We start from the raw sequence: 24,632 nt of genomic DNA on the forward strand, positions 1-24,632 counted from the left end.
TAGTCCGGGTCACCGACAGGTGGCTGGTTTCCTCCACAGGCCGAAACCCGAGAGTGCCCGAACCGTGAGTGATTGGGATAACTCTATCACTGAAACCGTCGGGCCGGGAAGACCAGGATTCGCTTTGGCGTCACCCTGACGGTTAATCTTCAACCCATGGGTTCGGACCACTACTTCAGCGCACAACCGTCGACGCCATTCACCCGCAGGAGCGTCCGCGTGATGCTCGGCGGCACGGAACACGCCGTCAACACCGCCGGAGGCATCTTCAGCCCGGATGGAATCGACAAGGGAACCGCGGTCCTGCTGTCCGGGGTGCCCGCCCCGGCGGCGGAAGGCCACCTGCTCGACATCGGCTGCGGCTGGGGTCCGATCGCCTTGAGCATGGCTCTGGCTTCCCCCTCCGCCACCGTCCATGCCGTGGACGTCAACCAGCGCAGCCTGGAACTCACCCGCGAAAACGCGCAGGCCCTGTCCCTGGACAACGTGGTGGCCACGGCCCCCGAAGCCGTCGATGACGACCTGAGGTTCCAGACCATCTGGTCCAATCCCCCGATCCGGGTGGGCAAGGAAATCCTGCATGGGATCCTGCTCCACTGGTTGCCCCGGCTGGCTGTCGGCGGAACTGCCTGGTTGGTCGTCCAGAAGAACCTGGGCTCGGATTCACTGCAACAGTGGCTGGTTCGGGAACTCCCCACCGGGTTCATCGTCGATCGATACTCCAGCGCCAAGACCTTCCGCATCCTGAGGGTGCGCAACACCACGGATGCCTCCGGCGTGGGCACGACTCCCTCGAAGGACTAGACCAGGGTCCCCTCGGCCACCAGTACCGCAGGTCCCTCCAGGACCACATGCTCGCGGCCCTCGGGAGCCGTCACGAACCGTACGGAGACGGTCCCGCCGGGAACGTGCACGTCCCAGCGGCGTGCCGAGGCCCCACCGGCCCAGTGTCGGGTCGCCACGACGGCGGCGCAGGCGCCGGTGCCACACGAAAGGGTCTCGCCCACACCGCGTTCATGGACGCGCATGCGGATGGTTCCGACACCGTCGTTGACCAGCGGATCCGACGGCAACACGAACTCCACATTCGTCCCGTGCTCGGGGACGGGGTCGACCACCGGCATCCGGTGCAGATCCAGCTGGTCCAGCTCGGTCGCCTCGGAGAGCGCGACGACCGTATGCGGGTTGCCCATGTCCACGCTCAGGCCCGGGCGCGGGACCTCCAACGAGGCGTCCACGATGCTGTCCAGGGCCCGTTCATGGGCCTGGTCGGGGAAGAGGAACTCCCACGGGCCCATGTCCACCGAGTACCCGGCGGCAGAGCGGGAGACCACCTTCACCCCGGCCCGGGTGCCGATCGTCAGGGAATCGCCGTCGGCCAGGGAAACCAGAGCACGGGAGACCAGGAAATGCACGAAGACGCGCACCCCGTTCCCGCACATCTCGGAGACCGAGCCGTCGCCGTTGCGGTAATCCATGAACCATTCGGCCTCCGGGTGCCGGGCCAGCAACTCCCGCCCCTCGGCCAGGGTCTCTGAACGGATGGCACGGATCACTCCGTCGGCTCCGAGGCCGAGATGACGGTCGCAGAGGGAAGCCACCTGCGCGGGAAGGATGTCCTGTCTGTTGTCCGGGTCCGAGAACAGGATGAAGTCATTGCCCGTTCCATGGCCCTTGGTGAAGTCCAGGCCCGAGAGGGCCGACAGGGTTCCGCTGGGGTGATCGGATTCCGTAAAGCTCATGGTCCCAGCCTACGTGCCCGGGGATCCTTCGAATTCCCGCACGGATGCTTCCAGCGCTGCCCACAGATCCGGGTCCGCGGCATCGAACCAGTGGACCCGGGGATCGGCCCTGAACCAGGTGATTTGGCGGCGGGCGAAGCGGCGGGTGGCCACGGTGGTTGATTCGATGGCCTGCTCGATCGTCGCGGTGCCTTCCAGCACCTGAAGGAACTGGGCGTAGCCGATGGCCCGGGAGGCGGTCCTGGTCTCGCGCAGACCGAGGGCCGCCAACGACTCCACTTCGTCCAGCAGCCCGGTTTCATGCATGGTGCGCACCCGGTGTGCCACCTTGGCGTGCAGCAGTTCGCGGTCGATGTCGAGTCCGAGTTGGAGCGTGGGTTGCCGGTAGTCGCGGCGCGGCATGTAGGAGCTGAAGGGCCGCCCGGTCAGCTCGTGGACCTCCAGGGCCCGGACCAGTCGGCGCTCGTCCAGATCCCGGGCCGATGACACCGGGTCCGCCACGGCCAGACGACGGCGCATCCCGGCCACACCGTCCTCGGCCGCTTCGGCTTCCAGCCGCCGTCGAATCGTCGGATCGGTGGGCGGGAACTCGAGTTCGTCGATGACGGCCCGGACGTAGAGTCCGGAGCCGCCGACCAGGATCGGCAGCCGGCCACGGTCCTGGATGCCGGCGATCGCTTCCCGGGCCTGCTGTTGGAACGTGGCCACGCTGGCTTCATCGTCGATGTCCATGATGTCCAGCAGGTGGTGCGGGACCCCACCCCGCTCGGCCGGGGCCAGTTTGGCCGTGCCGATGTCCATGCCGCGGTAGAACTGCAGGGCATCGGCGTTGACGATTTCCCCGTCGAGGCGCCGGGCGAGGGCGATGGCGGCGTCGGATTTGCCGGTGGCCGTTGGCCCGACGATCGCGATCAGTGGCCTCATGCCGGGCTAAGCGCGCGGGGGCAGGGCGGGCATGCCCAGCGAGACGCCCTGGCCCGCTGCCCCCTGGCCGGTGCCGCAGGAGTCGGCCTGCGAGCGGTCCCAGGCGTCCCCGGCGCGTGAACGACGCAGGTGGTATTGGGCCGTGGTCGGTGGATCGGCGATCAGGTGGAAGGCTGCGGCTTCAGTGATCGTGACGTTGACCAGGTCACCCGGACGGGGGGCTTCGGCGCCGTCGGGCACGGAGAAGTGGACCAGCCGCTGGTCGCGGGCACGGCCCGTCAGCCGGTGGGTCTGCTCGGCCTTGCGTCCCGGCTGTGCGGTGACCATGACTTCGACTTCACGGCCGAGTTGCCGGGCATTCTCTTCGGCGCAGATCCTGTCCTGGAGCGCGGTCAGCCGTTCGTAGCGTTCCTGGACGACTTCCTTGGGCAGCTGATCGGCCAGTTCGGCCGCCGGGGTCCCGGGGCGCTTGGAATATTGGAAGGTGAAGGCGCTGGCGAACCGGGATTGCTCGACGACATCCAGGGTCGCCTGGAAGTCCTCTTCGGTTTCCCCGGGGAAGCCAACGATGATGTCGGTGGTGATGGCCGCCTCGGGCATGCGCTGACGTACCCGGTCCAGGATCCCCAGGAACTTCTTGGAACGATAGGAGCGGCGCATGTCCTTGAGCACCCGGTCGGACCCGGACTGCAGGGGCATATGCAGTTGCGGCATCACATTATCGGTTTCGGCCATCGCCTCGATGACGTCGTCGGTGAAGGCCGCGGGGTGTGGGCTGGTGAATCTGACGCGTTCGAGTCCGGGGATCCGTCCGCAGGCCCGGAGCAGTTTGCCAAAGGCCAGCCGATCCCCGAATTCAACACCGTAGGAGTTCACGTTCTGGCCCAGCAGGGTGACCTCGATGGCCCCGTCGTCGACCAGGGCCTGGACTTCGGCCAGGATGTCACCGGGGCGGCGGTCCCGCTCCTTGCCACGCAGCGAGGGCACGATGCAGAAGGTACAGGTGTTGTTGCAGCCCACCGAGATCGAGACCCAGCCGGCGTAGACCGAATCGCGTTTGGTGGGAAGGGTCGAGGGGAAGACGTCGAGGGATTCGAGGATCTCCAGCTGGGCTTCGTTGTTGTGGCGGGCACGTTCGAGCAGCGTGGGCAGGGAACCGACGTTATGGGTTCCGAAGACGACGTCGACCCACGGGGCCCTGCGCTGGATCGTCTCGCGGTCCTTCTGTGCCAGGCACCCACCGACGGCGATCTGCATGCCTGGGTGCTGCTCCTTGACGTGCGCCAAACGCCCCAGGTTTCCGTAGAGCTTGTTATCGGCGTTCTCCCGGACGGCGCAGGTGTTGAACACGACGACGTCGGCTTCCGTGTCCGGATCGCGTCTGGGCACCATGCCGGCTTGCTCCAGCAGTCCTGCCAGTCTCTCGGAGTCGTGGACGTTCATCTGGCAGCCGTAGGTGCGCACCTCGTAGCTGCGTTGCGCTTCGTCGAGGGGCGGGGCTGTATCGGGGCTGGGCATGGTCGAACTCACTCCCCCAGAGTACCGAACGCATCATCGGTGAAGGAACCTGGGCGTTTTGGCAGGGCAGGGCTCAGTCGCGGTCGGCGGTCCAGATCTCGTTGACGACACGAAAGGCGGTCCCCGACCCGTACCCCTTGCGGCCGAGCATCGCCACCAGCCGCCGGACCCCCTTGTCGTGGTCCAGTCCCGCCGGCATCGACCTGACCTTCTTCTCCACGAGTTCGCGGGCCATCTCCAACTCATCGGCCCCGCTGAGCTGTTCCAGCGCCTCATCGGAGAGCTCGTCGGCAATGCCCTTCTCCCGCAGCTCGCGGCGCAAGGCGCTGCGAGACAGTCCCCGGCTGCGGGCACGGCTACGCACCCAGGCCTCGGCGAAGGCGGCATCGTCGATGAGTTGAAGTTCCTCGAATCGATCCAGGATGCCCTCGGCCGCGTCCCGCGGGATCCCCCGCTCCGAGAGCTTGTCGGCCAACTGCCGACGACTCTTGGGCGAACCGGTGAGCTGTCGCAGGACGATCGCCCGTGCCGCCGCCTCGGGGTCCTTCTCCGGGTCAGGACCGGGAGACCGGTGTCCGCGCCCACCGCCTCGACCACCAGGCTCCTGCTCGGCCCGGTGGTCCTCCGCCGCGTCCAGCGGTGCGGTGTCTTCGCGGGGGAACAGGGTCTCCCGGTTCAGGTCACCGGCCTCCATGGCAGCGCTGTCTCCCTCCACCGACGCCCCCTCCCGGCCTGTACTTCGTTGCGTTCGAACGCCTAGGAGTCCTTGCCCACGGCGCGTAGCTGCGCATCGCCCGGCTCCTCCGGCGGCAGGGCGCCGATACCCAGCTTCTCCTTGATGCGACGCTCCAGTTCATCGGCTAGATCCGGGTTGTCCCGCAGGAACTTACGCGCATTTTCCTTGCCCTGGCCGAGCTGGTCACCGTCGTAGGTGAACCATGCCCCCGACTTCTTCACGAAGCCTTCTTCGACGCCCATGTCGATCAGGCCACCCTCACGGGAGATCCCGACGCCGTAGAGGATGTCGAATTCAGCTTGTTTGAAGGGCGGGGCCATCTTGTTCTTGACGATCTTGGCCCGGGTCCGGTTCCCGACCGGGTTGGTTCCCTCCTTGAGCGTCTCGATGCGACGGACGTCGATCCGCACGGAGGCGTAGAACTTCAGCGCCTTGCCACCGGTGGTGGTTTCGGGGCTGCCGAAGAAGACGCCGATCTTCTCGCGCAACTGGTTGATGAAGATCGCAGTGGTCTTCGTCTGGCTCAGCCGTCCGGCGATCTTACGTAGCGCCTGGCTCATCAGGCGGGCCTGCAAGCCGACGTGGCTATCGCCCATCTCGCCTTCGATTTCGGCGCGCGGCACCAGGGCGGCCACCGAGTCGATGACCACGACGTCCAGGGAGCCGGAACCAACGAGCATGTCCATGATCTCCAGCGCCTGCTCACCGGTGTCCGGCTGGGACACCAGCAGGGCGTCGGTGTCGACGCCGAGCTTCTTGGCGTACTCGGGATCCAGTGCGTGCTCGGCATCGATGAAGGCGGCAATGCCGCCGTTGGCCTGGGCGTTGGCGACTGCGTGCAGCGCCAACGTGGTCTTACCGGATGATTCCGGTCCGTAGATCTCCACGACACGGCCACGCGGCAGCCCGCCGATGCCCAGGGCGATGTCCATGGCGATCGAGCCGGTCGGGATGACTTCGATCCTGGCTCGGGTATCGTCCCCCAGACGCATCACCGAACCCTTGCCATATTGCTTGTCGATCTGTGCCAGCGCTGATTCGAGAGCCTTTTCGCGGTCCATTGCTGCGGCCATCATTCACCTCGGTTGTCTTGCGGCCCTACGGCCTGTTGTCGTCCTGTTTCACACGGTATGCGCCGCACCGGATAATTTGGTGCGGGCCGTCGTCCCTTGTGGAGAACCGCGGTCCGCCACCCGTGCCATGTCTCTGTGGACAGCTTACAGCTGTTCCGAACACATGTTCGAACGAGTGTTCGGCGTGTCATGGCCGATTACTGCTTCGGGGCGACATCGCGTCCGAGCCGCCGTGCGGGGGGAACGTCCTGTTTCTCACAGATGGCCCACCAGACGCGGCGGGGGTCGACGCCCGAGGACAGGGCCGCCTGGGCGCTGAGGCCGCCCAGTTCGGACAGGACCAGCTCGGAGGCCAGCACACGGGAGTAGCCCGCACCGAACTCGTCGTCCATCAGGCGCCAGAAATCACTGAGTCTCACGTTGTCCATTCTTCCACGGGTTGGTCCCTCCGACCCTAAGATGGTGCCATGAATGCACCCGATCCCGCAGATGAGGCAGTGGCCCAGCGCACCCGAGCCATCCATGACATGGAGGAGCAGCTCAGTTTCCTCTGGCGTCGGGCCCGGGCCAATGGCAATAAGGTCGCCAAGCAGGTCCACCCCGATATGGAGCCGGGAGCCTACGGCCTGTTGGCGGCGCTGCAACGTCGTGGGACCCTGAGGTTGACCGAGTTGGCTGCGGAGATCGGCGTCGGCAAACCCTCGGTGAGCCGCCAGGTCAAGATGCTCGAGGAGCTGGGGGTGCTGGCCAAGGTCGCCGATCCCTCGGATGGCCGGGCCCAGTCGATCACCCTGACCCCGGCCGGGGCACGGCAACTGGCTGCGGCGCAGACCTCCCGCCAGCATGTCTTCCAAGACCTGCTCGCCGACTGGCCCGACGAGGAGTTGTTGTCGTTGGCCGCCTTGCTGACCAAGCTGAACGGCTCCTATTTGAATGATCGGGGCTGAAGCACGTCGTTAACGGAAAGCAGGACAGCCGTGTGAACGGCTGCCCTGCTGTCATGGCGTGAGGGGATGTTCCCGGCGTTAGTGGGTCGGGGCCATGCCCTGGGCCAGGCCTTCGGTCCATTCCTCGGGAAGGACCGTGGCGAACTCGTTGGTGAGGTCCGACGGGACGGTGTCGGGGATGTCGACGCCCTCGGCCATCGCGACCCGGTCGCTGACCTCGCGAAGCATCAAGGACAACGGAACGTCCAATGCCCCGCAAATCGATGAGAGCAGTTCGGACGACGCTTCCTTCTGTCCACGCTCCACCTCGGAGAGGTAACCAAGGGAAACACGGGCATTATGCGAGACCTCGCGTAGGGTCCTGCCCTGACGCTGGCGGACATCCCTCAGGACGTCTCCGATCTCGTGGCGGAGTACTACCATTTTGGGCTCCTTATGCTCGCGATGGGCATCTTCTGTCAGTCCCACATCGCGCCAACGGACGACGCCGTTTACGGATACGGGTTGCTTGACCATGTGTATCGCCTTACTCCTTTTGATCCTGTGCCAGGTGTCCCTGGCCGATGGGTCCTGTCATGGACCCTGTAGTTTTTTCAACTAACGGGACCTCGATTTTGTTCCCCAGCCCCCAGCCTAGTCACAAAACTGCCCCCACAGCCAGTATTCCGCGCCGGTGGTGGAGGCTCATTCCGCCTCGATGAGTTCCAGCAGTCGTTCCAGTGCCCTCTCACAGGCCTGGGCGCGGATGGCTTGCCGTCCTCCGGTGAACCGGAATTCGACCGCGCCGCTACCGTGGGGCCCGGCATGGCCGATGAAGACCGTCCCGACTTCCTTGCCGTCGTGGGCATCCGGGCCGGCCACCCCGGTACTGGCAACGGCGACGTCGCTGGTGCAGATCCGGCGGGCCCCGACCGCCATCCGACGGGCCACTTCCGCATCGACGGACCCCCTGCTCTCCAGCAGGGACGCGTCGACGCCCAGCACCTCCTGCTTGACCTGGTTGTGGTAGCTGACCACTCCCCCGCGCAGCACGGCCGAGGCTCCGGGGACATCGGCCAACGCGGCGGAGATCCAACCTGCCGTCAGCGACTCGGCGGTCGCCACGGTGATCCCCCGCCGGGTCGCCTCGGAGATGATCCGTGCGGCCAGCGCCGGGGTGCCACCGCCGGTCACGGGGTCTCGGTCCCTTGGCCGGCCGGGGCCATCCGCGCGGCCTGGATGATGTAGTCGATCCCCGTGTAGACGGTGATCAGTGCGGCCAGCAGGATCACGATCAGGGCCACGATGGACAGCCAGGTGATCGCCGGGGTGAACGGCAGCAACAGCAGGAACAGGCCTGCCGTCTGGGTGACGGTCTTCAGCTTCCCGCCGCGCGAGGCGGCGATGACCCCGCGGCGCAGCACGGCGAAGCGCAGCAGCGTGATCCCGAGCTCGCGCACCAGGATGACGATGGTGATCCACCACCAGAGTTCGCCCAGCCACGACAGGGTCACAAGGGCGGCCCCCAGCAGGAGCTTATCGGCGATCGGGTCGGCAATCTTCCCGAAGTTGGTGATCAGCCCGCGGCTGCGGGCCAGGTCCCCGTCGAGTTTGTCCGTATACATGGCCACGACGAAGAGGCCGACGGCCACCCATCTCAAGGCCGCGTGCTGTTGGTCATCGGCCACCAGCGCCCAGACGAAGAAGGGGACCATGATGATCCGCAGGGTCGTCAGGACGTTGGCGATGTTCAGGGTCGGGACATGGCCGGGGGCCGGTCCTGCAGGTGTATCAGTCACCCTTTCAGGTTACCGTCCAGTGAGGTTCCAGGCGTCTTCCGAACCGGAGTCGCCGTCGTCTTCATCGTGGTAGTCGGTGCTTTGGGCCCGTGAGGCGAGGTCCTCGGCCACCAGATCGGCGCCCTGGTGGTTCGCGTTGGCGTTCTCGACCAGGGCGGCCTCGGCCGGGGCCACCTCCTCGGGAGCAGCCGGAGCGGTGTCCCCGCGCATGGCGGCGAGCACGGCCGGCAGGTCGTCGGGCTGGACCAGGACGTCTCGGGCCTTGGACCCCTCGGAAGCACCGACGACGCCGCGTGATTCCAACAGGTCCATCAGTCGTCCGGCCTTGGCGAAGCCGACCCGGAGTTTGCGTTGGAGCATCGAGGTGGAACCGAACTGGGTGGTGACCACCAGTTCGGTGGCCTGCAGCAGCACCTCGAGATCATCGCCGATGTCGTCGTCGATGTCCTTCTTGGGCGCCGCCTCCACCGCGACATCCTCGCGGTAGACGGCCGTGAGCTGGCCCTTGACGTGCTCCACGACCCGGTGGATCTCGGATTCGGTGACCCAGGAGCCCTGCACACGCATCGGCTTGGAGACCCCCATGGGCAGGAACAAGGCATCGCCCTGTCCCAGCAGCTTCTCGGCTCCCGGCTGGTCCAGCACCACGCGGGAATCGGTGACCGAGGAGGTGGCGAACGCCATGCGGGAGGGCACGTTGGCCTTGATCAACCCGGTGACCACATCCACGGAGGGGCGCTGGGTGGCCAGGACCAGGTGGATGCCTGCGGCCCGGGCGAGCTGGGTGATGCGCACGATCGAGTCCTCGACGTCACGCGGGGCGACCATCATCAGATCGGCCAGCTCATCGACGATCACCAGCAGGTACGGGTAGGGCTTCAGCACCCGCTTGGAGCCCTCGGGCGGAACCACCTTGCCGTTGCGCACCCCCTTGTTGAAGTCGTCGATGTGCTTATATCCGAAGTTCGCCAGGTCGTCGTAGCGGGTGTCCATCTCGCGCACGACCCATTGCAGGGCTTCTGCCGCCTTCTTCGGGCTCGTGATGATCGGGGTGATCAGGTGCGGAACGCCCTCGTAGGCGGTCAGTTCCACCCGCTTGGGGTCGACCATGACCATGCGCACATCGTCGGGGGTGGCCCGCATCAGGATCGAGGTGATCATCGAGTTCACGAAGGCGGACTTACCGGCACCAGTGGCACCGGCGACGAGCATATGCGGCATCTTGGCCAGGTTCGCGACCACGAACCCGCCTTCGACGTCCTTGCCGATGCCCATGACCATGGGGTGTTCGGTCTTGCGGGCCGCGTTCGAACGCAGCACGTCGCCGAGGGCAACCACTTCCTTGTCGGTGTTGGGGATCTCGATGCCGATGGCACTCTTGCCGGGGATCGGCGAGAGGATGCGCACGTCAGAGGAGGCCACCGCATAGGAGATGTTCTTGGACAAGGCGGTCACGCGTTCGACCTTGGTCCCCGGGGAGAGCTCGATCTCGTACCGGGTGACCGTAGGCCCACGGCTGAAACCGGTGACGTGGGCCTCGACCTTGAACTGGTCCAGGGTGTCGGTGAGTGCCTTCACGACGGCGTCGTTGGCCTCGGAACGTTCCTTCGCGGGAGGACCTGCCGGCAGGAACTCCGAGGAAGGCAGGGTGTAGGCGACGTCGCCGGAGAGCTGGAGCTGTTCGGTGCGCTGCGGGATCGGTGACAAGGGGGCCGGCTGGGCCACCGGGTTGGAGGCCACGGTGGCGGGGGCCGCCGCGCTCCCGGAGCCGGCCAGCATGCCGTTGATCGCGGTGGTATCCAGCGCCTCGGTGGCCGGTTCCCCATCCTGCCCCGCAGCGGGGGTGCCCAGTCCGACGTCGTTCTTGACCTTTTCCATGGCCTTTTCGGATGCCGTGGGCCGGCGTACACCCGGGGGGATCTGCGGTTCCGGAACCGGTTTGGTCTGGGCATCACGGTCGTTGATGACGGCATTGTCATAGGCTTCATCGCCGGTGAGGCCTTCGCTTGCTGCTGCGGCGGCCTCCTCTTCCTCGCGTTGGCGGGCCCTGGCTGCCTTGCCGGCGCGGCGGCTGCGCTTGGGCCTGGGGGCCGCGGCACCGCGGTCGGCATAGAGGTAGCTCTGATCGTGTTCTGGATCGTTCGGGTCCTCGGGTTCACGGGGTTCGGAACCGGGCTCCGGCTGGCCCATGATCCATTCGTAGCCTTGGCGCAGACGGGCCGGGATATGGCGGAACGGGGTGGCGGTCATGATCATCACGCTGAGCACGGCGCCGGCGATCATGATCGCCAGGGCACCCCACTGGGTCAGCAGTCCGGCCAACGGAACGGTGATGAGGAACCCGACGACGCCGCCACCGGCTCGGAGCGCGTCGAGCGGTTCGTCCAGGGTCGGCAATCCGGCGGCGACATGGGCGATCCCGGCGATGGAGAATGTCGCCAGGGTCAGGCCGATGCCGATGCGGTTGTTGGCGCGGTTTTCGGCGGGGCGGCGGAAGAGACGGTAGGCGCCGATGAACAGCACCAGCGGCAGCAGCGAGGCCATGAAGCCCAGGGATCCGCCGAAGACGTTGTGCACGGTGGTTCCGTACCAACCGACCCCGCGCAGTCCCCACCACTCGACGCTGCCGACGATGACGGCGATGACGACCAGAAAGAGTCCGGTGCCGTCGCGACGAATGTCACGGTCCGGGCGCACGTCCTGGCCGATCTTGCGGAAGGCGCCGCCGATCACCCGGGCCAGGCCCATCCAGAGGCCACGGATGGCGCGTAGCGGCAGGGCGATGTCCTGGTCGGCCTCGGCGGTGTTTCCCACCGGCTTCGTCCCGCCCTGGCGCGTGGAACCGGAAGCCGGTTTTCCGCGCGCTGGAGTCTTGCCCGCCGGTTTGCGGCCGGAGGCCTTCGTCGGGGTGGGGGAAGTACGGGTCGCCATATGCGCAACCGTACAGGATCCAGGGGTCAAAACCCCGGATTCACACGCCTTCAGGCCTCCAGGACAACCGGCATGATCAGTGGTTTGCGGCGCAGGGTCCGTCCGAGCCAGGACCCGATGCTCCGGCGCACGACCTGCTGCAATTGGTGGGTGGTCGCCTCCGGGTTCTTCGCCAGCGCCTCCTGCAGGGCCGTGAGGATCGCCGGTTTGATGGATTCGAGCACGTCGGCATCCTCGGCCACCCCGCGGGAGTGGATGTCGGGTCCGGAGAGCACGGTTCCGCGCTGTCGGTTGATGACCGAGATCACGGAGATGAATCCTTCCTCGCCCAGGACGATGCGGTCCTTGAGGTCCTCCTCGGTGATGCTTCCCACTGCTGATCCGTCGACATAGACCAGCTCGCAGTCCACGGTGCCGACCCGTCGGGCCACCCCGTCTTTCAGGTCGACCACGGCCCCGTCCTCGGTGACCAGGATGTTCTGCGCGGGAACGCCGGTTTGTTCGGCAATACGGGCGTTGGCCAGCAGGTGCCGGGTTTCGCCGTGCACAGGCATGGCATGGCCCGGCCGCAGGATGTTGTAGCAGTAGAGCAGTTCCCCGGCGGAGGCGTGCCCCGAGACGTGGACCTTGGCCGTGCCCTTGTGCACGACGTCGGCCCCCAGGGCCATCAGGGAGTTGATCACCCGGAAGACGGCGTTCTCATTGCCGGGGATCAGGGAGGAAGCCAGGATGATGGTGTCCCCGCGGCCGACGGTGACCCGGTGGTCGCCGGTGGCCATCCGGGAGAGTGCCGCCATGGATTCGCCCTGGGAGCCGGTGGACATCAAGACCACCCGCTCCTCGGGAAGCCGGTCCGCTTCCTTGAGGTCGATCAGGATGCCCTCGGGCACCTCCAGGTACCCCAGCCGGGCGGCGATGCCCATGTTCCTGACCATGGAACGCCCGACGAAGGCGACCTGGCGCCCGTGCGTGGCGGCGGAGTTGAGCACTTGTTGGACCCGGTGGACGTGGGAGGAGAAGGAGGCGACGATGATGCGTCGGGTGGCCCGGGAGAACAAATCGTCCAGGACCGGCCCGATCTCCTGTTCGGCCGTCGTGAAGCCCGGGACGTCCGCGTTGGTGGAGTCGGACATGAACAGGTCCACGCCTTCTTCGCCCAGGCGGGCGAAGGCCCGTAGGTCGGTAATGCGTCCGTCCAACGGCAACTGGTCCATCTTGAAGTCGCCGGTATGCAGCACCGTACCGGCGCTCGTGCGGATGAATACGGCCAGCGCGTCGGGGATCGAGTGGTTCACTGCCACGAATTCGGTTTCGAAGCCGGCGAACGTGTGGCGTTGGCCTTCCTCGACGGTGACCAGCACCGGGGTGATCCGGTGTTCGAGAAGTTTGGCTTCGACCAGGGCCAGCGTCAGCTGCGATCCGATCAGCGGGATGTCCCCGCGCAACCGCAGCAGGTAGGGCACGGCCCCGATATGGTCCTCGTGCCCGTGGGTCAGTACGACGCCGACCACGTCGTCGATGCGCTCGCGGATGTAGTCGAAGTCCGGCAGGATGACGTCCACCCCGGGCTGGTGTTCCTCGGGGAAGAGGAGCCCGCAGTCCACGATGAGCAGTTTGCCGTCGATCTCGAAGACGGCCATGTTCCGCCCGATTTCCCCGATGCCGCCGAGGGGGACGATCCGCAGGACGTCATGGGCCAATGGCGGTGGCGGGTTCGGGTACGTTTCCTGCTCCGGCACGACGCTGGTTTCGCTCATCGGGGCCCCTTTCCTAGAGGTTGATTCCCGCCTCGGCCAGATTCGCACGAATGGGGGCCGCTTCGGCATCGGTCGGTTCCACCAGGGGCAGACGGACGATCGCGTTGGAGAGGACCCCCTGCCACTTCAGGACCGTCTTGGCGGCCACGGCTCCTTGGATATGCGACATGACGGCACGCTGGATGGGGTCCAGTTCGAAGTGCAGGGCCCGGGCGGTGGCCAGGTCGCCGGCCAGCAGGGCGTCCACCAGGCGGCGGTATGCGGCGGTGGCGACGTGGGCGGTCACGGAGATGACCCCCTGGGCGCCGGCGGCCATCAGCGGCAGCGTCAGCCCGTCGTCCCCGGAGTACACATCCAGGTCGGTGCTGGCCAGCACGCGGGTGGTGGCCTGGTAGTCGGCCTTCGCATCCTTCAACGCCACCACGTTGGGGTGTTCGGCCAGACGGATCAGGGTTTCGGTGCTGATGGAGATGCCGGTGCGGCCGGGAATGTCATAGACCATGACGGGCAGATCGGTGCAGGAAGCGAGCGTCTCGACGTGGGCCCGGACGCCGGCCTGGCTGGGCTTGTTGTAATACGGTGCGGTGACCAGCAGCCCGTGCACGCCGACCTTCGCGGCGGCCTGGGAGAGCTGGATGGAGTGGGCAGTGTCGTTGGTGGTGGACCCGGCGATGATCTTCGCACGGTCGCCCACGGCTTCGACGACCGTGCGGAACATGCCCACGTTCTCCTCGTCGGTCAGCGTCGAGGTCTCCCCCGTGGTCCCGGTGACCACCAGGTTGTCGCAGCCCTCATCGACTAGTTTGGTCGCCAAGGCCGCTGCCTGGTCGTAGTCGACCTCGCCGGCGGGCGTGAACGGGGTGACCATGGCGGTCCCCAGGTTCCCGAAGATGGCATCATGACGCGGGGTATTGGATTCCGGGGTAGGCATGGCACCACGTTACCCCGCACGGACCCCGAAACCGCCGAGTCCACGCGCCACGTGACCAAGATGACGCGCACCCGGCCGACGATGACGACGCGGGCCCGATTCCGCCGTCGTCCCCCCTCCGGCCGGTGGCCCGCCTTGATATATTCGACCGTGTGTCCCCGGCACCCCCGCCGCCCGATCCGATCCTCCAGGAGCCCATGCCCAGTCAGAGCGCCTCCGCCCCCGCTGGTCGGATCGCGGGGGTCGATGTGGCCCGCGGCCTCGCCCTGCTGGGCATGATGGCCACCCACATCCTGCCGTTGACCCGGGCCGATGATTCCGGCGCCGTCCATGCCACCTGGACGGCCACCTTGTTCGCCGGGACGTCCTCGGCACTGTTCGCGATCCTGGCCGGTGTCGGCTTGGCGCTGCTGACCGGGGGAAGCCGCCCACATACCGGGACCCGACTCAGGTCCGGGCGGCGCTCGGTCCTGATCCGGGCCGTGTTGATCACCGTCATCGGGTTGGGCTGTGGAGCGTTGAACACCAATGTCGCCGTCATCCTGGTGCACTACGGGGTGCTGTTCCTGATCGCCAGTGTGTTCCTCGGCTTGCGGTGGCGCACCCTCTGGTTCTCGGCGATCGGCTGGCTGCTGCTCTCCCCCGTCCTGTGGTACCTGCTCTTCCCGCTGGCGACGTCCCGCATCTCCCCGGCCACCGTAGGCCCCTCCCCCGGTCTGACGGACCTGCTGCGCCCGGCCTCGTTGGCCGCCGATCTGTTCATCACCGGCTACTACCCGGTCCTGGTCTGGACGGGATTCATCGTGCTGGGTCTGGCCCTGGGGCGCTGCCGGATCTCGCTGCCTCCGGTCGCCCTGGCGTTCACCGTCGGTGGTGCGTCCCTGGCGTGGGCGGCCCGGGAGCTCTCGGACCGGGTGATCGGAGCCAACGACGAGGCGCTGCGGACCTTGACGGCGATCACCGAGGGGAACGGTCTGCCCCTGGATGCTGCGTTGCTCTCCGGGCACGGCCTGGCAGGGGTCGAAGGGACCCCCTGGTGGTTCGTCCTCTCCGCACCGCATAGCAGCGCCCCCTTGGATCTGCTGCATGTGGCGGGGACCGCGATCGCCGTCCTGGGCGCCTGCCAGTTGCTGGCCATGGCACTGTCGGCGCTGCTCGGCCTGGCCGGAGAAGCACTGCTCTGGCCACTCTCTGGCGCCGGGTCCGCGACGCTGACCCTCTATGCCGGCCACCTGGTGGCCTTGGACGCGTTGAGCACCGTCACCGCCGGAATGCCGCGGTTGGGGTTGTACCTGTACTTCGTCGTCGGTTCCCTGCTGGTGGGCATCGGACTGAAGTGGGCCGGCCGGAGGGGCCCGCTGGAAGCCGGGGTGCATGCGCTCGCCCGCAGCGGCACCGGCTGATCCGGCTTAGAGCCCACCGACGGCGAAGCGCAGCAGCAGGAACCCGCCGACTCCCATGATCCACAACACCGCTTCGGCGGAGGCCTTGCCCAACCACTGGCCCAGCCGGTGCAGGGGTCCGTTGATGCGGTGGGCCAACAGCAGCCGGGCGGTCAGCAGCAACCCAGCCGGTAGCAACATGACTACGCAGTAGCCCGCCAGCAGCAGGAACGATCCCGCCCCGGCAGGACCTGAGACGGTCAGCACGCCGATCGCCGCTACATAGGGCAGCATGGTCGGCAGCTCGAGCAAACCGGCCACCAGCGCCAAAGTAAGCAGGCCGGCCGGGGTGCCCAGGGCCCTGCCGATGCGGGTCTTCCACCGTTCCTCGGCCGCTTCCTGACGGCCCTGCGGACCGGATGGCCCCGGTTGATCCGGTGCCGTCGCGGTTGCCCCGGTCGCGGTCGTGGCGTGCTGCGGTTTCGCCGTCCGGCGCACCGTCTTGCCGTCCTTGAGCGCGAACCACAGAAGCCCGGCGCCGCCGGCAAGCGCCACCCAATGGGCCGGGCGTGAGTCGATGAACATCCGGGCTCCGTCACCCCATACCTGGAGCACCGTGGTGGCCGAGGTCAGCATCAGCACGCCGATGAGGAAGTAGAAGACCCCGATCGTCACCAGGTAGATGCCGATCCGTCCGGCGATGCGCCCGACGTCGCGGCGCAACAGCAACCACACGGGGATCACCAGGGTGCCGATGCTGGTGCTGTCCACCAGGGCCAGGACGAGGAGTTTGAGCAGATTCTCAGAGGTCATGACCCCACACTCGTCGGATCCCGGCTGCCGCGCGTCCTGCCATCGATGCACCGGAGGTCATCCCTTCGTCCCATCAGGTGGCCTCCCGCCTTGGAACCACGGGCGGGGACGGGCACGATGAAACCATGAACGATACCGAACGGCCCGTTCTCCGGGTGCTGAGTGCCATCCGGCGCGAGGACATCCTGCTGGCCCTGGGCTATCCGGCGATGATGTGGTTGCTGTTGACCGTGAACAACGATGGCGACTGGGCCTGGTTCCCACCAGCTTTCTCGGCCTGGTGGCCCGCAGTGGCAGCCGTGGGGTCTGTGGGCATCCTCTTCCGGCGTGGGACGACGTTCCTGATGGCCTCCATGACCGGGACGGCGGTACTGGTGCTGTTGCTGATGGGCCAGACGACGGCGCTGTTCCTGCTCTGGGAAACCGTCTTCTCGCTGGTGCTCTTTGCCGGCGACCGGGTCTCCCGAATGACCGAAATCGCCTCCCTGGTCCTCACGGCCGTCGCCACTCTTTCCGTCCTGGCGGTCACGGCCGAGCTGCCTGCTGCCGTTCTGACGGCACTGATTGCCGGAATGTCGTTGCTGCTGCCGGCCGAATGGGCCAGCAATGTGCGCAAGGAACGCAAGCTGTCCGCGGCGGAGGCCACCCGTGCTCAGGCTGCGGAGGATGCCGTCAGGCAACAAGCCACCCTGGAAGCAGCCCGTCACGAATTGGCGGTGGCCTCCGAGCGCCAACGCATGGCCCACGAACTCCACGATGTCCTCTCGGCCCGCCTCTCGGCGATCGCCCTGCAGACCGGCGCTGCGCTGAGCACCGGGACCCGTGAACTCGCCGCCGAGGTCCTGTCCCATGTCCGGAAGGAAAGCGTCGCGGGGCTGAACGAGCTGACTTCGATGATCCGGATCCTGTCTTCGGGTGATGCCCAGGAAGCTGCGGGGTTCCTCGCGGACCTTGATTCGCTGGTCGCCGCCCATGCTGCTTCGGGGACCCGGATCACCCTGTCCAGCACGGTGTCGGGAACCGCGTCGATCCCCTCGGCACAACAGACTGCCGTCTACCGGGTCGTGGCCGAGTCGCTGGTCAACGCGCTGAGACATGCCCCCGGTGCCAATATCGCCGTCGTCGGGCAGGGTGGTCCCGCCGCCGGGCTGCTCCACGTCCGCGTCACCAACAGCCCACCACCGGCCGGACCTGGGTCCGCGGCAGATGCCGGGGAACCCGGGACCGGCACCGGGTTGCGGAGTCTTCGCCTGCGGGTGGAGCAGCTCGGCGGGGAACTGACGGCAGCAGTGCACGACGGCGGCTGGCAGGTCTCGGTTCGGCTGCCGGTTCGCGCCTCGGAGGAAGATTTGGAGCACTCTGGCGCTGGGCTCGCCGGCCGGGCCTCGGTTCCGCCGGCTGAGGGCCCGGCATGAGCGATATCACGGTGTTGTTGGCTGATGACCATGCGGCCATCCGTCTGGGCATGCGCATGGTCTTGGAAACGCAGCCCGGTCTCACCGTCGTGGGCGAAGCGGCCGACGGCGCCCGGGCGGTTCAGATGGCGCGGGCGCTGCGCCCCGACGTCGTCCTGATGGATCTGCGCATGCCGGTCGTCGACGGGATCCAGGCGACCTGGGAAATCACCGCCGAGGCCTTGTCCAAGGTCCTGGTGCTGACGACCTTCGACCAGGATGCCTACCTCTTCGGGGCGTTGGAGGCCGGGGCCGACGGGTTCCTGCTCAAATCGGCCGAACCGGCGGATATCACCGCCGCGTTGCAGCGGGTCCACGCCGGGGATTCGGTGATTTCCCCCGAGGTCACGGCACGAATCGTCAGTGCAGCGGTGGCCGCCCGGACGGCGCCACCCATCGCTGACGCCGCTTCCCTGGATGCCGCTGCCGCGGTGGAGACGCTGACCGCCCGCGAGCGTGAAGTGCTGAAGTGCCTGGGTGAGGGGTTGTCCAATCAACTGATCGGACGTCGGTTGGATATTTCGGAGACGACCGTGAAAACCCACGTTTCGCGGGTCCTGGCCAAGCTCGGCCTGCAGTCCCGCGTGCAGGCTGCCTTGTTTTCACGTCGGAGCTGATCGGCCCCGGGCCGGGAAGGTCAGCTTCCGGTGGACGCCTTCGCGTCGGGCGAGGCCCGGAACAGGTCGATGGCCCGGCGCATCATCTCGCGGGCCCGACGGCGGTCCCCCGAGGCGTCGTAGGCCAACGCCAGCCGGTGCATGCTGCGCCAGGACCCGGGGTGTTCCTCGGCTTCCTCCTGGTACTGCACGAAGTCCTCATCGGCCGATGCCTTGATGATCCGTCCGGAAGGGGTGCGCGGCAGGTTGTCCTCGGGCAGCAGCCCCTCCGATTGGAGGATCCCTGCCATGCGCTGGCTACGGGCCCCGAAAAGGACTTCACGGATGAGGATCCAGACCCCCAGCAGGGGGATCAGCAGGGCCGCGATGCCGATGCCCTTGGCCAGCGGTTCAGGTGAGCCGATGAGGGTCACCGCGCTGGAGAATGCGGCGAAGAGGTAGAGGACGAACAGCAGCAGGATCCCGCCGACCCAGAGTTTGGTCTTCACTTAGGCGTTGCCTCCCAGATCGAGGTAGGAGTCCAGTCCGTAGGTCAGCCCGGGGCGTGAGCCGACGGTCCGTAGCCCCAACAGCACCCCGGGCATGAACGAGGCCCGGTCGAAGGAGTCATGGCGCAGCGTCAGCTGTTCGCCTTCGGAACCGAGCAGGACCTCCTGGTGGGCGACGAGTCCGCGGAGCCGGACCGAATGCACGTGCACCCCCTCGACATCGGCGCCACGGGCCCCGTCCAGCAGGGTCTCGGTGGCATCGGGGCTGGCCGGGATCCCCGCCGCACGACGCTTCGCCGAGATCAGTTCGGCGGTGCGCACCGCGGTCCCCGAGGGGGCGTCGACCTTATTCGGGTGGTGCAGTTCGATGATTTCGACGGATTCGAAGTATTTGGCGGCCTGGGCGGCAAAAGCGGAGGCCAGGACGGAACCCAACGCGAAATTCGGGGCGATCAGCACCCCGGTCTGCGGGTGCGCGGCCAGTAGTTCGGCGAGTTGGGACCGGCGGTCGTCGGTCCATCCGGTGGTCCCCACCACGGCGTGCAGCCCGTGGTCGACGGCGAAACGCACATTGGTTTCAGTGCTGCCCGGAACGGTGAGATCCACGAGGTGCGTGGCCCCGGCGTCGAGCACTTCCTGCAATGGATCGTGCCGGCCCAGGGCCGCCACCAGTTCCATGTCGGTGGCGTTCTCCACGGCCTGGACGGCCTCGGAACCCATGCGCCCGGAGGCGCCGAGGATGGCAACACGAATTTGAGCACTCATGCACCCAAGGATATCGCCTCAGGCCATGCCCACCCATTCGGTGTCGCCGTCCGTGAAGTGTTGTTCCTTCCAGACCGGCACCCCGGCCTTGACTGCCTCGACCAGATCCCGGCAGGCTTCGAAGGCCTCCCCGCGGTGGGCGGAGGCGGCGGCTGCCACCAGGGCCGGATCCCCGATGGCCAACGCCCCGGTCCGGTGGGCGGCCCAGAGCCGGGTTCCGGGGTGGCGGCTCGCGACCTCGGCGGCCAGGGCGGCCATGGTGGCCTCGGCGCTGGGATGGGCGCTGTAGTCCAGCTTGTCGACCGCTCGGCCGCCGTCGTGGTTGCGCACCACCCCGCCGAAGGTGACGACGGCGCCGGTGGCGTCGGTCTCGACGGCATCCCACGCGGTCGAGACGTCGATGGGTGCCTCCGCCATACCGGCGAAAACCACGATTCCCGGGGTATCAGGCATGTCCATATCCTCCTTCAATCTGTTCGCAGAGATGGGTGATGAGCGGGTCCAGGACGCCCAGGGCATCGCGGACCCCGGAGGGCGATCCCGGAAGATTCACCACCAGCGTCCTGCCGACGGTTCCGGCATGGCCGCGGCTGAGGGCGGCATGCGGGGTCTTCGTGCGCCCGACGGCGCGGATGGCCTCCATGATCCCGGGGATCTCCCGGTCCAACAACGGGGCCGTCATCTCGGGGGTCAGGTCATCGGGGGCCAGGCCCGTCCCCCCGCTGGTGATCAGCAGCGACGGGCTCGAGGCCAGCAGTTCGCGCAAGGCGGCACCGACCGGTTCCCCATCGGGGACGATGACCGGTTCGGTCAGCTCGAAGCCGTGCCCTTGCAACCATTCGCCGATGATCGGGGCGCTGCGGTCGGCATACCCGCCGGAGGCGGCCCGGGTGGAGGCGATGATGATTCCCGCCCGGCGGGTCGATGCGGGTCTCACCGGTCCTCCCCGACGGTCCAGTCCCCGCTTTTTCCCCCGGATTTGGCCAGCACCTTGATGTCGTCGATGGAGGCGTGCTTATCGACCGCCTTGGTCATGTCGTAGAGCGTCAATGCGGTGATCGACACGGCCGTCAGGGCCTCCATCTCCACGCCGGTCACCCCCCGGGTGGTCACGGCGGCCTCGATGCGGATGCTTCCGGCGTCGGCATCGGGGAAGAAATCGACGGTCAGTTTCGACAGCGGCAGCGGATGGCACAGCGGAATCAGTTCCGGGGTCTTCTTCGCGCCCATGATCCCGGCGACGCGGGCCACCGCCAGGGCATCGCCCTTGGGAAGCTCCCCCGCGACGATCATCGCCAGGACGTCGGGGCGGGTGTGCAGCACTGCCTGGGCGACGGCCCGGCGCGAGGTCTCGGCCTTGGCGGAGACATCGACCATATGCGCGGATCCGTCGGCCCGGACATGGCTCAGGGCTGGTGCTTCGGGGTCGTTCATATCTGCGCTCCGTAAATGAGGGTGTCGATCATTTCTCCAGCCCGGGGTGCCGCGCTTCCGGCAGGGAGCACCAGCAGGGCATTGGACCTGGCCAGGGCATGGACCAGATGGGAACCGGGCCCGCCCACCGGGGTCGCGGTCGGCGCGCCGTCGTCCCCGAGGACGACGGCGGCCCGCCGGACCTGGAGCTTTCCCGCCGGAGGTGCCGCAAGATCGGTGGCCAGGCGGGTCGCCACCCGGGGTCGCGGCGGCGTGGCGAAGAGTTCCTCCCAGACGGGCCGGGCCAGCAGCTCGAAGCTGACGACCCCGCTGACCGGGTTTCCCGGGAAGGCCAGCAAGGGGGTCGGCGCCGCCCCCGGCAGCCGCAGCATGCCGGCGCCCTGGGGCCCTCCGGGTTGCATGGCGACGGAGCCGAACTCGATCCCGTGGCCGGCCAGGGCCAGCCGGACGACCTCGAAGGCGCCCTTGCTGATGCCCCCGCTGGTCACCACGAGATCGGCGGCCGGAGCGCCGGGCGGTCCCAGGGCGGGGGCCAGTTCGGCCATGAAGGCCTCCGGCGCGTCGGTGCTGATGCCTGCGGCGGCGACCTCGGCCCCCGCCTCGGCGAAGAGGCCCAGCAACAAGGTGGTGTTGGCATCGTGGATCTGTCCCGGAGCGAGGTCGGAGCCGGGCGCGCGCACCTCGTCCCCGGTGGCCAGGACCAGGACCCGGGGGCGCCCGGTCACGGTGAGCCGGTCCAACCCCAAGGCCGCGGCCAGTCCGAGCTGGGCCGGGCCGAGCCGGGTTCCTGCAGGCAGGGCGATGGCCCCGCGGGCGATATCGCTTCCGGCCGCGCGGATGAACTGGCCGTCGGGGGTGTCGGCGGGCAGGCGTACCGTCCAGGCCCCTGCCGGGGGGCCCGGCTGGCTGAGGGCCTCCGGGAAATCCGGGGGGTCCGCCCTTTCGATGGGTACCACGGCGTCCGCGCCGGGCGGGAGCATGGCCCCGGTCATGATGGGGGCCGCCGTTCCGGCCGGCAGGGCTTCCGCGGCATCGCCGGCGGCGATCACGGCACCGACCCGGAGTTCCTGCCCGTCAAGCAGGTCGGCTCGGCGTACGGCGAATCCGTCCATCTGCGAATTATCGAACGCCGGCAGGTTCCGGGGTGCCGGCAGATCCGCGGCCAGGATCCGTCCGCGGGCTTCGCCCAGCACCAGCTCCTGGGACCCCAGCCGTGACGGCAGTTCGGACAGCAGGGCCTTCAGCACGCCACGGTGCTCGTCGACGCTGCGTCGGAAGGGTTGCTTCATGGCGTCCATCCTACGGGTGGCTACCGCCTGAAGATCCTGCCGACCCCGGCCCCGGCCACGACGAGCACGATCAGGTAGAGCCCGATCAGCATCAGGCTGATCCCCAGGGCTGCCTGCGGGTCGTTGGAGTTCAGCGCCAATTCGATCTGCAGCGGCAAGGTCCGGGTGCGTCCTGCCACGGAACCGGCGAAGGTGATGGTCGCCCCGTATTCGCCCAGGGACCGGGCGAAGGCCAGCAGCGTGCCCACGATGATCCCGGGGGCTGCCAGCGGCAGGGTGATGTGGGCCAGGATCTGTCCGGAGGAGGCCCCGGCGTTGGCCCCGGAGAATTCCAGGTCGGTGTCCACCGCTTCGATGCTGCTCAGCGCCGAGACGACGAAGAAGGGCAGCGAGACGAACACCTGGACCAGCACGACCGCCGCCGGGCTGAAGCCCACGCCCAGGCCGATCGAGTCCAGCCAGCCCCCCACCGGTGTCTGGCGGCCCCAGAAGTAGAGCAGGGCCAGTCCCGAGACCACCGGTGAGAGCACCAGCGGCACGACCAGCAGGCCGCGCAGCACCTGCAGGACGACTCCGTGCAGGCGCGAAAGCAGCACCGCCAGGGGCAGCCCGAGCAGGAAGCACACGATGGTCGAGGCCGTCGCCGTGCCCAGGGAGAGACCCAACGCCGTGCGGGCCTCGTCGCGGGCCAGCAACTCGGGCAGGTCCTGCCAGCGGGCCGCGACGAAGAGCGCCACCAGGGGCCCGGCCAGGGCAGCGAGCCCAATGAGCGCCGGAACCCACAGCCATCCGGGGGTGGTCGCCCGCCGCATGCGGGGCGAGAGGACGGTGCGGGTCACGGCGCCGAGAAACCGGCGTCGTTCAGCAGCTTCATGGCCGCATCCCCCTGGAGCCAGCGAGCGAAGTCCTGCGCAGGTTCGGCGGCATCGGTGGCGACCAGCAACGGATAGATGTTGGCGTCCAGCCCCGTCAGGTCGATGGCCCGGACCTGGTCCCCGGCTGCTGCGGCGTCGGTGGCATAGACGAAGCCGGCGTCGACTTGTCCCGCGGTGACCTTGGTCAGCACGGCCCGCACGTTGTCTTCCTCGCTGACCGTGTCCAGGGAGAAACCCTGGTGGTCGAGATAGGTGTTGGCGGCCCGGCCACAAGGCACCGCCGGGGCGCATAACGCCACCGCACCGGCCTCGGGCAACTGGTCCGCGGCGGTGATCTTCGACGTGGCGGGAACCGCGAGCACCAGGGTGTTCGAAACCAGGTCGATCGGGGGTTCGAAGGCCGTTGGATCCTCCAGCGCCTCGGGGGCCTGGGTGTCGGCGGTGATCAGCACATCGGGCTGCTGGCCGGAGTTCGCTTGCTGGACGAGCTTGGAGGAGGCGCCGAGGTTGATGTCGATCCGGGTCGTGTCCCCGGTTTCCTCGGCGTAGGCCCGGGTCAGTTCCGGGGCGACGTCGGTCAGGGAGGCTGCCGCCGCGAAGTGGATCGCCGCCCCGTCCTGCCCGCCCGGTGTCGAGGCCGTCGGGTCCGTGCCGGCGGCCGGTGTCCCGCACGCCGAGAGCAGCAACGCGGCCGCGGCCATGACGGTGATGAGGGGGTTGCGCATGATCAGGCCTTTGTTTCGATGATGACGTTGGTTGATTTCACCACTGCCGTGGCAATGCGTCCCGGTTCCAGCCCCAGGTCCTTCACGGCTTCGCTGCTCATCAAGGACACGACACGGAAGGGGCCGCATTGCATTTCCACCTGCGCCATGACCCGGTCGGCGGTCACCGCGGTCACCAGGCCGACGAAGCGGTTCCGGGCCGAGGAGGCCACGTGGGCCGGGTCGCTCGGCGTCTCGGCCAGACCGCGGATGTAGCCCGCCAGTTCCACCCCGTCGACGGTGATCCGCCCGGAGGCGTCCTTGCCTGCGGTCAGTTGTCCGGAGTCCAGCAGTCGGCGGACCGTATCGTCACTGACCGCCAGAAACCGAGCCGCCTCGGATACTCTCATTTGCGTCATTACTAGACCCTACTCGACGCAAATGCGGATATCCATACCGGTTGTTGTGGCGCGC

General features: G+C 67.7%; 27 protein-coding genes. 5 read left to right on the forward strand and 22 right to left on the reverse strand.

Features of this window, described 5'->3' with window-relative positions:
• Positions 1–156: 156 nt before the first annotated feature.
• Entirely contained in the window at positions 157–804 is a 648-nt protein-coding gene (locus ACT3S2_RS13035; protein WP_444554599.1) for a class I SAM-dependent methyltransferase, read from the forward strand.
• On the opposite strand, the gene dapF is transcribed toward ACT3S2_RS13035, so the two are convergent.
• The 6 genes from dapF to ACT3S2_RS13065 form a co-directional block, all read right to left on the reverse strand.
• Positions 801–1,742, reverse strand: a complete 942-nt coding sequence (dapF, locus tag ACT3S2_RS13040; RefSeq protein ID WP_444561782.1) for a diaminopimelate epimerase — start codon at positions 1,740–1,742, stop codon at positions 801–803. The two genes, ACT3S2_RS13035 and dapF, sit on opposite strands and share 4 nt — an antisense overlap.
• 9 nt (positions 1,743–1,751) lie before the next feature.
• Positions 1,752–2,666, reverse strand: a complete 915-nt coding sequence (gene miaA, locus ACT3S2_RS13045) for a tRNA (adenosine(37)-N6)-dimethylallyltransferase MiaA (protein WP_444561783.1) — start codon at positions 2,664–2,666, stop codon at positions 1,752–1,754.
• A 6-nt stretch (positions 2,667–2,672) separates the two neighbouring features.
• Positions 2,673–4,196, reverse strand: a complete 1,524-nt coding sequence (gene miaB / locus ACT3S2_RS13050; protein ID WP_444561784.1) for a tRNA (N6-isopentenyl adenosine(37)-C2)-methylthiotransferase MiaB — start codon at positions 4,194–4,196, stop codon at positions 2,673–2,675.
• A 61-nt stretch (positions 4,197–4,257) separates the two neighbouring features.
• Complete coding sequence (locus ACT3S2_RS13055; protein ID WP_444554603.1) at positions 4,258–4,899, reverse strand: regulatory protein RecX; 642 nt, start codon at positions 4,897–4,899, stop codon at positions 4,258–4,260.
• 41 nt (positions 4,900–4,940) lie between these two features.
• Positions 4,941–5,993 carry a recombinase RecA gene (gene recA, locus ACT3S2_RS13060; RefSeq protein ID WP_444554648.1) on the reverse strand — a complete coding sequence of 351 codons (1,053 nt, stop codon included), beginning with the start codon at positions 5,991–5,993 and terminating at the stop codon, positions 4,941–4,943.
• Between the two features lie 197 nt (positions 5,994–6,190).
• Positions 6,191–6,412 (reverse strand): DUF3046 domain-containing protein, encoded by a 222-nt coding sequence (locus ACT3S2_RS13065; RefSeq protein ID WP_444561785.1) that lies wholly within the window; start codon positions 6,410–6,412, stop codon positions 6,191–6,193.
• Between the two features lie 48 nt (positions 6,413–6,460).
• Between ACT3S2_RS13065 and ACT3S2_RS13070 the strand changes: the two genes are divergently transcribed.
• On the forward strand, positions 6,461–6,940 hold the full coding sequence (locus ACT3S2_RS13070) for a MarR family winged helix-turn-helix transcriptional regulator (RefSeq protein ID WP_444561786.1): 480 nt from the start codon (positions 6,461–6,463) through the stop codon (positions 6,938–6,940).
• A 78-nt stretch (positions 6,941–7,018) separates the two neighbouring features.
• On the opposite strand, the gene ACT3S2_RS13075 is transcribed toward ACT3S2_RS13070, so the two are convergent.
• The 6 genes from ACT3S2_RS13075 to dapA form a co-directional block, all read right to left on the reverse strand.
• Complete coding sequence (locus ACT3S2_RS13075; protein WP_444554606.1) at positions 7,019–7,456, reverse strand: helix-turn-helix domain-containing protein; 438 nt, start codon at positions 7,454–7,456, stop codon at positions 7,019–7,021.
• Positions 7,457–7,624: 168 nt separating this feature from the next.
• On the reverse strand, positions 7,625–8,113 hold the full coding sequence (locus ACT3S2_RS13080) for a CinA family protein (protein ID WP_444554607.1): 489 nt from the start codon (positions 8,111–8,113) through the stop codon (positions 7,625–7,627).
• Entirely contained in the window at positions 8,110–8,718 is a 609-nt protein-coding gene (gene pgsA / locus ACT3S2_RS13085) for a CDP-diacylglycerol--glycerol-3-phosphate 3-phosphatidyltransferase (RefSeq protein ID WP_444561787.1), read from the reverse strand. Before pgsA ends, ACT3S2_RS13080 begins: the two co-directional genes overlap by 4 nt.
• Before the next feature lie 9 nt (positions 8,719–8,727).
• Complete coding sequence (locus ACT3S2_RS13090; protein ID WP_444561788.1) at positions 8,728–11,649, reverse strand: DNA translocase FtsK 4TM domain-containing protein; 2,922 nt, start codon at positions 11,647–11,649, stop codon at positions 8,728–8,730.
• Between the two features lie 50 nt (positions 11,650–11,699).
• Positions 11,700–13,406 (reverse strand): ribonuclease J, encoded by a 1,707-nt coding sequence (locus ACT3S2_RS13095; protein WP_444561789.1) that lies wholly within the window; start codon positions 13,404–13,406, stop codon positions 11,700–11,702.
• A gap of 13 nt (positions 13,407–13,419) precedes the next feature.
• On the reverse strand, positions 13,420–14,337 hold the full coding sequence (gene dapA, locus ACT3S2_RS13100) for a 4-hydroxy-tetrahydrodipicolinate synthase (protein WP_444561790.1): 918 nt from the start codon (positions 14,335–14,337) through the stop codon (positions 13,420–13,422).
• A 197-nt stretch (positions 14,338–14,534) separates the two neighbouring features.
• Between dapA and ACT3S2_RS13105 the strand changes: the two genes are divergently transcribed.
• Positions 14,535–15,740: a heparan-alpha-glucosaminide N-acetyltransferase domain-containing protein gene (locus ACT3S2_RS13105; RefSeq protein WP_444554612.1), complete on the forward strand. Its 1,206-nt coding sequence runs from the start codon at positions 14,535–14,537 to the stop codon at positions 15,738–15,740.
• Between the two features lie 6 nt (positions 15,741–15,746).
• Here ACT3S2_RS13105 and ACT3S2_RS13110 read toward each other — a convergent pair whose 3' ends face one another.
• Positions 15,747–16,532 (reverse strand): GAP family protein, encoded by a 786-nt coding sequence (locus tag ACT3S2_RS13110; RefSeq protein WP_444554613.1) that lies wholly within the window; start codon positions 16,530–16,532, stop codon positions 15,747–15,749.
• 125 nt (positions 16,533–16,657) lie between these two features.
• Between ACT3S2_RS13110 and ACT3S2_RS13115 the strand changes: the two genes are divergently transcribed.
• On the forward strand, positions 16,658–17,947 hold the full coding sequence (locus ACT3S2_RS13115; protein ID WP_444561791.1) for a sensor histidine kinase: 1,290 nt from the start codon (positions 16,658–16,660) through the stop codon (positions 17,945–17,947).
• Complete coding sequence (locus ACT3S2_RS13120) at positions 17,944–18,603, forward strand: response regulator (protein ID WP_444561792.1); 660 nt, start codon at positions 17,944–17,946, stop codon at positions 18,601–18,603. Before ACT3S2_RS13115 ends, ACT3S2_RS13120 begins: the two co-directional genes overlap by 4 nt.
• Positions 18,604–18,623: 20 nt before the next feature.
• Here ACT3S2_RS13120 and ACT3S2_RS13125 read toward each other — a convergent pair whose 3' ends face one another.
• From ACT3S2_RS13125 to ACT3S2_RS13165, 9 genes are read right to left on the reverse strand one after another with little or no spacing between them, the layout of a single operon-like run.
• Positions 18,624–19,091, reverse strand: a complete 468-nt coding sequence (locus ACT3S2_RS13125; RefSeq protein ID WP_444554616.1) for a hypothetical protein — start codon at positions 19,089–19,091, stop codon at positions 18,624–18,626.
• Positions 19,092–19,856: a 4-hydroxy-tetrahydrodipicolinate reductase gene (dapB, locus tag ACT3S2_RS13130; RefSeq protein WP_444561793.1), complete on the reverse strand. Its 765-nt coding sequence runs from the start codon at positions 19,854–19,856 to the stop codon at positions 19,092–19,094.
• Positions 19,857–19,874: 18 nt separating this feature from the next.
• Entirely contained in the window at positions 19,875–20,315 is a 441-nt protein-coding gene (locus ACT3S2_RS13135; protein WP_444561794.1) for a molybdenum cofactor biosynthesis protein MoaE, read from the reverse strand.
• A complete protein-coding gene (locus ACT3S2_RS13140; protein ID WP_444561795.1) occupies positions 20,302–20,793 on the reverse strand; it encodes a MogA/MoaB family molybdenum cofactor biosynthesis protein in 492 nt (163 codons plus the stop codon). The genes ACT3S2_RS13135 and ACT3S2_RS13140 overlap by 14 nt, the downstream gene beginning before the upstream one ends.
• Entirely contained in the window at positions 20,790–21,290 is a 501-nt protein-coding gene (gene moaC, locus ACT3S2_RS13145; RefSeq protein ID WP_444554620.1) for a cyclic pyranopterin monophosphate synthase MoaC, read from the reverse strand. The genes ACT3S2_RS13140 and moaC overlap by 4 nt, the downstream gene beginning before the upstream one ends.
• Entirely contained in the window at positions 21,287–22,579 is a 1,293-nt protein-coding gene (locus ACT3S2_RS13150; RefSeq protein ID WP_444561796.1) for a molybdopterin molybdotransferase MoeA, read from the reverse strand. The genes moaC and ACT3S2_RS13150 overlap by 4 nt, the downstream gene beginning before the upstream one ends.
• A gap of 20 nt (positions 22,580–22,599) precedes the next feature.
• Positions 22,600–23,418: a molybdate ABC transporter permease subunit gene (locus ACT3S2_RS13155; protein ID WP_444554622.1), complete on the reverse strand. Its 819-nt coding sequence runs from the start codon at positions 23,416–23,418 to the stop codon at positions 22,600–22,602.
• Positions 23,415–24,179, reverse strand: coding sequence for a molybdate ABC transporter substrate-binding protein (gene modA, locus ACT3S2_RS13160; RefSeq protein ID WP_444554623.1), 765 nt, complete (start codon positions 24,177–24,179; stop codon positions 23,415–23,417). Before modA ends, ACT3S2_RS13155 begins: the two co-directional genes overlap by 4 nt.
• 2 nt (positions 24,180–24,181) lie before the next feature.
• Entirely contained in the window at positions 24,182–24,577 is a 396-nt protein-coding gene (locus ACT3S2_RS13165; RefSeq protein ID WP_444554624.1) for a TOBE domain-containing protein, read from the reverse strand.
• Positions 24,578–24,632: the final 55 nt, after the last annotated feature.

Source organism: Arthrobacter sp. AOP36-A1-22 (assembly GCF_052377615.1).
Lineage (GTDB): Bacteria > Actinomycetota > Actinomycetes > Actinomycetales > Micrococcaceae > Arthrobacter_H.

Coding starts and splice junctions, on each gene's coding strand:
- ACT3S2_RS13120 (WP_444561792.1), top strand. CDS start 17,944: ATGAGCGATATCACGGTGTTGTTGGCTGATGACCATGCGGCCATCCGT.
- modA (WP_444554623.1), bottom strand. CDS start 24,179: ATGCGCAACCCCCTCATCACCGTCATGGCCGCGGCCGCGTTGCTGCTC.
- miaA (WP_444561783.1), bottom strand. CDS start 2,666: ATGAGGCCACTGATCGCGATCGTCGGGCCAACGGCCACCGGCAAATCC.
- dapF (WP_444561782.1), bottom strand. CDS start 1,742: ATGAGCTTTACGGAATCCGATCACCCCAGCGGAACCCTGTCGGCCCTC.
- ACT3S2_RS13115 (WP_444561791.1), top strand. CDS start 16,658: ATGAACGATACCGAACGGCCCGTTCTCCGGGTGCTGAGTGCCATCCGG.
- moaC (WP_444554620.1), bottom strand. CDS start 21,290: ATGAACGACCCCGAAGCACCAGCCCTGAGCCATGTCCGGGCCGACGGA.
- ACT3S2_RS13090 (WP_444561788.1), bottom strand. CDS start 11,649: ATGGCGACCCGTACTTCCCCCACCCCGACGAAGGCCTCCGGCCGCAAA.
- dapA (WP_444561790.1), bottom strand. CDS start 14,337: ATGCCTACCCCGGAATCCAATACCCCGCGTCATGATGCCATCTTCGGG.
- dapB (WP_444561793.1), bottom strand. CDS start 19,856: ATGAGTGCTCAAATTCGTGTTGCCATCCTCGGCGCCTCCGGGCGCATG.
- ACT3S2_RS13075 (WP_444554606.1), bottom strand. CDS start 7,456: ATGGTCAAGCAACCCGTATCCGTAAACGGCGTCGTCCGTTGGCGCGAT.
- ACT3S2_RS13105 (WP_444554612.1), top strand. CDS start 14,535: ATGCCCAGTCAGAGCGCCTCCGCCCCCGCTGGTCGGATCGCGGGGGTC.
- ACT3S2_RS13150 (WP_444561796.1), bottom strand. CDS start 22,579: ATGAAGCAACCCTTCCGACGCAGCGTCGACGAGCACCGTGGCGTGCTG.
- ACT3S2_RS13135 (WP_444561794.1), bottom strand. CDS start 20,315: ATGGACATGCCTGATACCCCGGGAATCGTGGTTTTCGCCGGTATGGCG.
- ACT3S2_RS13095 (WP_444561789.1), bottom strand. CDS start 13,406: ATGAGCGAAACCAGCGTCGTGCCGGAGCAGGAAACGTACCCGAACCCG.
- ACT3S2_RS13165 (WP_444554624.1), bottom strand. CDS start 24,577: ATGACGCAAATGAGAGTATCCGAGGCGGCTCGGTTTCTGGCGGTCAGT.
- ACT3S2_RS13070 (WP_444561786.1), top strand. CDS start 6,461: ATGAATGCACCCGATCCCGCAGATGAGGCAGTGGCCCAGCGCACCCGA.
- ACT3S2_RS13035 (WP_444554599.1), top strand. CDS start 157: ATGGGTTCGGACCACTACTTCAGCGCACAACCGTCGACGCCATTCACC.
- recA (WP_444554648.1), bottom strand. CDS start 5,993: ATGGCCGCAGCAATGGACCGCGAAAAGGCTCTCGAATCAGCGCTGGCA.
- ACT3S2_RS13110 (WP_444554613.1), bottom strand. CDS start 16,532: ATGACCTCTGAGAATCTGCTCAAACTCCTCGTCCTGGCCCTGGTGGAC.